The following is a 3,722-nucleotide window of genomic DNA, read 5'->3' as shown; positions in this document are numbered from 1 at the left end:
GCACCGCCTGGTTGCCGGCCAGCGGCCGGCACTACCGGGGCGGTTGCATCGTTTGGTCGTCGGCCAGCGGCCGGCATTACGACAGCGTTCGGCCGCCATCCACGCGCAGCGTGTGCCCGGTGATGAAGGGCGCATCGGTCACCAGCCAGTACACCGCCTCGGCGATCTCCTCCACCGTGCCGGTACGCGCCAGCGGGGTGCGCAGCAGCAGCGCCTGCTGGGCGAAATCGTCCTTGCCCTGTTCCGGCCACAGGATCGCGCCGGGGGCCACCGCATTGACCCGCACCTTGGGTGCCAGTTCCAGCGCGAGTGAGCGGGTGATCATTTCCAGCGCCGCCTTGGCCGCGCTGTAGACCGGGTGGTCGCGCATCGGCTGGGTGCCGTGCAGGTCGGTCAGGTTGACGATGCAGCCCAGGTGCCGGCGCAGCTGCGGTGCGGCGGCCTGGGCCAGCAGCAGCGGGGCGCGCGCGTTGACCGCGAACAGATCGTCCCAGTGTTCGGCGGTGATCTGGCCGAGCAGGGTGGGGTAGAAGTTGGAGGCGTTGTTGACCAGCGCATCCAGCCGCCCGAACTGGGCCACGGTCTGCTCGACCAGATCGGGGATGGCGTCGGCGTCACGCAGGTCGGCCTGCAGCGCCAGCACGCTGCCAGGGCGCAGCATGTCCAGGTCGAAGGCCATCTGCTGCAGCTCGGCGGTGGAGGTATGCGCGTGCAGCACCACCGACCAGCCACAGGCATGGAACTGGCGGGCGATCGCCGCGCCGATCCGGCGCGCGCTGCCGGTGATCAGCACGACGGGTGCGGTATCGGTCATCGGGGGTACTCCCTGCTCGGCTATGCTGTGCATTGTCACCGCAATCGCCTGCCTCATGCATTCGCCACTGCCCACCCCCGATACCGACGCCCTGGCCCACAGCGACCAGCTGGCCGCGGCGCTGCGCGCCGACATCCTTGCCAACGGCGGCGCCATCCCGTTCGCACGGTTCATGGAGCTGAGCCTGTATACGCCGGGACTGGGGTATTACAGCGCCGGTGCCAGCAAGTTCGGCGAATCCGGCGATTTCACCACCGCCCCGGAACTGGGCCCGCTGTTTGCCGCCACCGTGGCCAATGCGATCGCCCCGGTGATGCAGCAACTGGGCCCGCAGGCGCGCTTCATGGAGCTGGGCGGCGGCAGCGGCGCGTTTGCCGAGGTGCTGCTCAAGCGCATGCTGGAACTGGACGCGCTGCCCGAACGCTACGCGATCCTGGAACCCAGCGCGGACCTGCGCGAGCGCCAGCGCGAGCGTCTGGAAAAGGCCTTGATCGGCCCGGTGTTCGAACTGGTGGAGTGGTTGGACGGCCCGTTCGAGGACGACTGGGACGGCATCGTGTTCGCCAACGAGGTGATCGATGCGCTGCCGACGCCGCGCTTCCTGGCGCGCGACGGCATGGTCTATGAGGAAACCGTGGAGTTGGATGCGCAGGGCGCCTTCGTGCGTGGCGCGCAACCGGCCGATGCCATGCTCAGCGCGGCGGTGCGCCACATCGAGCATTACCGTGAGAAGCCGTTCGCCGATGGCTACCGTTCCGAACTGCTGCCGCAGCTGCCGTACTGGATCCAGGCCGTGGCCGGCGGCATGCAGCGCGGCGCGATGCTGTTCATCGATTATGGCTACCCGCGTGGCGAGTATTACCAGGACGAACGCGACGACGGCACGGTGCGCGCGTTCTACCGCCACCAGGTGCACAACGATCTTTACCGGTGGCCGGGCCTGCAGGACCTGACCGCGTCGGTGGATTTCACCGCGCTGGCCGAGGCCGGCACCGGTGCCGGGTTCGAGATCGCCGGGTACTGCACCCAGGCCAATTTCCTGCTGGGCAACGGGCTCGATGCGCTGCTGGCCAAGGCCGAGGCGCGCGTGGACGAGTTCGGCAAGGTGCGCCTGCGTGATCAGGTCAAGAAACTCACCCTGCCCACCGGCATGGGCGAGCGCTTCCAGGTGATGGGGTTCCAGCGTGACGTTGAATTCGAGGCCGCGTTCCTGCTCGGCGACCTGACCTGGCGCCTCTGAGATGACCATGACAGGGATGTTGAAGCCGCTGCGCTGGCCGCGCTTCTGGCTGGGTCTGTGGTGGCTGGCGATCGCGGTGACCATCACCGTCTGCCTGATTCCGCCGCCGCCGCTGGACCTGCCCAAGAACAGCGACAAGGTGGAGCATTTTCTTGCCTACTTCCTGTTGGCCGCTTCGGCGGTGCAGATCTACCGCACGCGCGCAGCCCTGCTGTGGGCCGGCGCCGGCCTGGTCGGGCTGGGCATCGGCATCGAGTTCCTGCAGGGCGCATTGACCGACAACCGCATGGCCGACCCGATGGACGCGCTGGCCAACAGCGTGGGGGTGATCGCGGGCATGGCGATCGCATTTACCCCGTTGCGCAACCTGCTGCTGCGCCTGCACGGATAGAAAGGCATCGGTAATGCCGGCCGCTGGCCGGCAACCAAGCGACGCAAGACCGGTAGTGCCGGCCGCTGGCCGGCAACCAAGCGACGCAAGACCGGTAGTGCCGGCCGCTGGCCGGCAACCAGGCAACGCCAGACCGGTAATGCCGGCCCATGGCCGGCAACCAGGCAACGCAAGACCGGTAATGCCGGCCGCTGGCCGGCAACCAGGCAACGCAAGACCGGTAATGCCGGCCGCTGGCCGGCAACCTCAGCGCGGCACCAGCGTCAACGCATCCAGCACCCACATCGTCGGCCGCGTATCCCCGGTAAAGCGCACGCACAGATCCTGCGTCCCCTTCACCGACCGCGGCAGCGCGGCTTCCAACGTGATGAACCCATCCGTACCGGGCTTGGCGGGCAGCTTCACCGTCGCCAGCGGCGTGCCATCGCAGGTTCCGTTGAGCACGTCCATCTCGCCATGCGCACTGCGTGCGGGGCTGAACTTCCGCTGCGGTTCGTCGTGCGCCAGCTGGAAGTAATACGGAATCTGGCCGGCACGCACGCGCACTTTGGCGATGCCGTCGACATCGGCGTCCTTCCACAACCAGCACGGGTTGAAGATATTGACGTTGAAGATCGCGCGCGGGCCATCGGCCGGGCCATCGTCTTCCAGCCGCAGCAGCAGCTTGCCTTCGCCCGGGCACATCGCCAGCTGCTCGTCGCTGCGGCTCAGCAGCGACGTGGCGGTGATGTCGAAGCGACTGGCCGCGCTGGCCAATGCCTTGCCGTCGAAGAACGTGGCCGCCTGCAGGGTGATCGGCAACGGCTGGGTCAGCGGCGTGGTGTAGCGCGGCGACTGCGCGGTGACCGCGCTGCCATCGGTGCTGTAGTGGATGTCATAGCCCAGCGGCGTGCGCAGTGCCAGCGTGGCGGTGCCGGCCTTGCGGTCGTCATGGCTGTCCAGTTCCACCTGCAGCGGCGTCTGCGCGTAGGCGATGCCCATGGCCTGCCAGCGCTGCAGCTGGCTCGGCAGGCGTGCCAGGAAATCGGCGTAGTCGCGGCGCTCGCGCGGCGACCAGCCGGTTTCGGCCACGGCGGCCAAACGCGGGAACAGGTTGTGCTGCAGGCGCGCGTAGCTGCGCGTGTGCTCGGTGAACATGTTGGCCTGCAGGCCGAGGATATGCTGCTGCTTGTCCTTGGCCAACGCCTCGGGCACCGGCTCGAAGCCATACACGCGCCCCAGCGGCGTGGACAGCGGGCGGCCCGGCGGTTCGTTGGGCGAGTGGGTCTGCAGTGCAG

Annotated in this window: 4 protein-coding genes; 2 read left to right on the top strand and 2 right to left on the bottom strand. The window is 68.2% G+C overall.

Annotated elements, in window-relative coordinates; all coding sequences use genetic code 11:
* Window positions 1–76: 76 nt before the first annotated feature.
* Window positions 77–814 carry a pteridine reductase gene (locus AC1DQP_RS17970; RefSeq protein WP_457319950.1) on the bottom strand — a complete coding sequence of 246 codons (738 nt, stop codon included), beginning with the start codon at window positions 812–814 and terminating at the stop codon, window positions 77–79.
* 55 nt (window positions 815–869) lie between these two features.
* Here AC1DQP_RS17970 and AC1DQP_RS17965 point away from each other — a divergent pair, with 55 nt between their 5' ends.
* Together AC1DQP_RS17965 and AC1DQP_RS17960 are read left to right on the top strand one after the other, a co-directional pair.
* Window positions 870–2,054, top strand: a complete 1,185-nt coding sequence (locus AC1DQP_RS17965) for a class I SAM-dependent methyltransferase (protein ID WP_256777088.1) — start codon at window positions 870–872, stop codon at window positions 2,052–2,054.
* A gap of 1 nt (window position 2,055) precedes the next feature.
* Window positions 2,056–2,445 carry a VanZ family protein gene (locus AC1DQP_RS17960; RefSeq protein ID WP_478052148.1) on the top strand — a complete coding sequence of 130 codons (390 nt, stop codon included), beginning with the start codon at window positions 2,056–2,058 and terminating at the stop codon, window positions 2,443–2,445.
* 246 nt (window positions 2,446–2,691) lie between these two features.
* On the opposite strand, the gene AC1DQP_RS17955 is transcribed toward AC1DQP_RS17960, so the two are convergent.
* Window positions 2,692–3,722, bottom strand: a 1,031-nt coding sequence (locus AC1DQP_RS17955) for a family 20 glycosylhydrolase (protein ID WP_478052147.1), incomplete at its 5' end; no start/stop codon positions are given.

Source organism: Stenotrophomonas sp. P5_A8 (genome assembly GCF_056400545.1).
The sequence above is the reverse complement of the archived record's forward strand: the minus strand, read 5'-3'. Positions and strand labels throughout refer to the sequence as shown.

Excerpts from the sequence above, each read along its gene's own strand:
- AC1DQP_RS17960 (WP_478052148.1), top strand. The coding sequence starts at position 2,056 with ATGACCATGACAGGGATGTTGAAGCCGCTGCGCTGGCCGCGCTTCTGG.
- AC1DQP_RS17965 (WP_256777088.1), top strand. The coding sequence starts at position 870 with ATGCATTCGCCACTGCCCACCCCCGATACCGACGCCCTGGCCCACAGC.
- AC1DQP_RS17970 (WP_457319950.1), bottom strand. The coding sequence starts at position 814 with ATGACCGATACCGCACCCGTCGTGCTGATCACCGGCAGCGCGCGCCGG.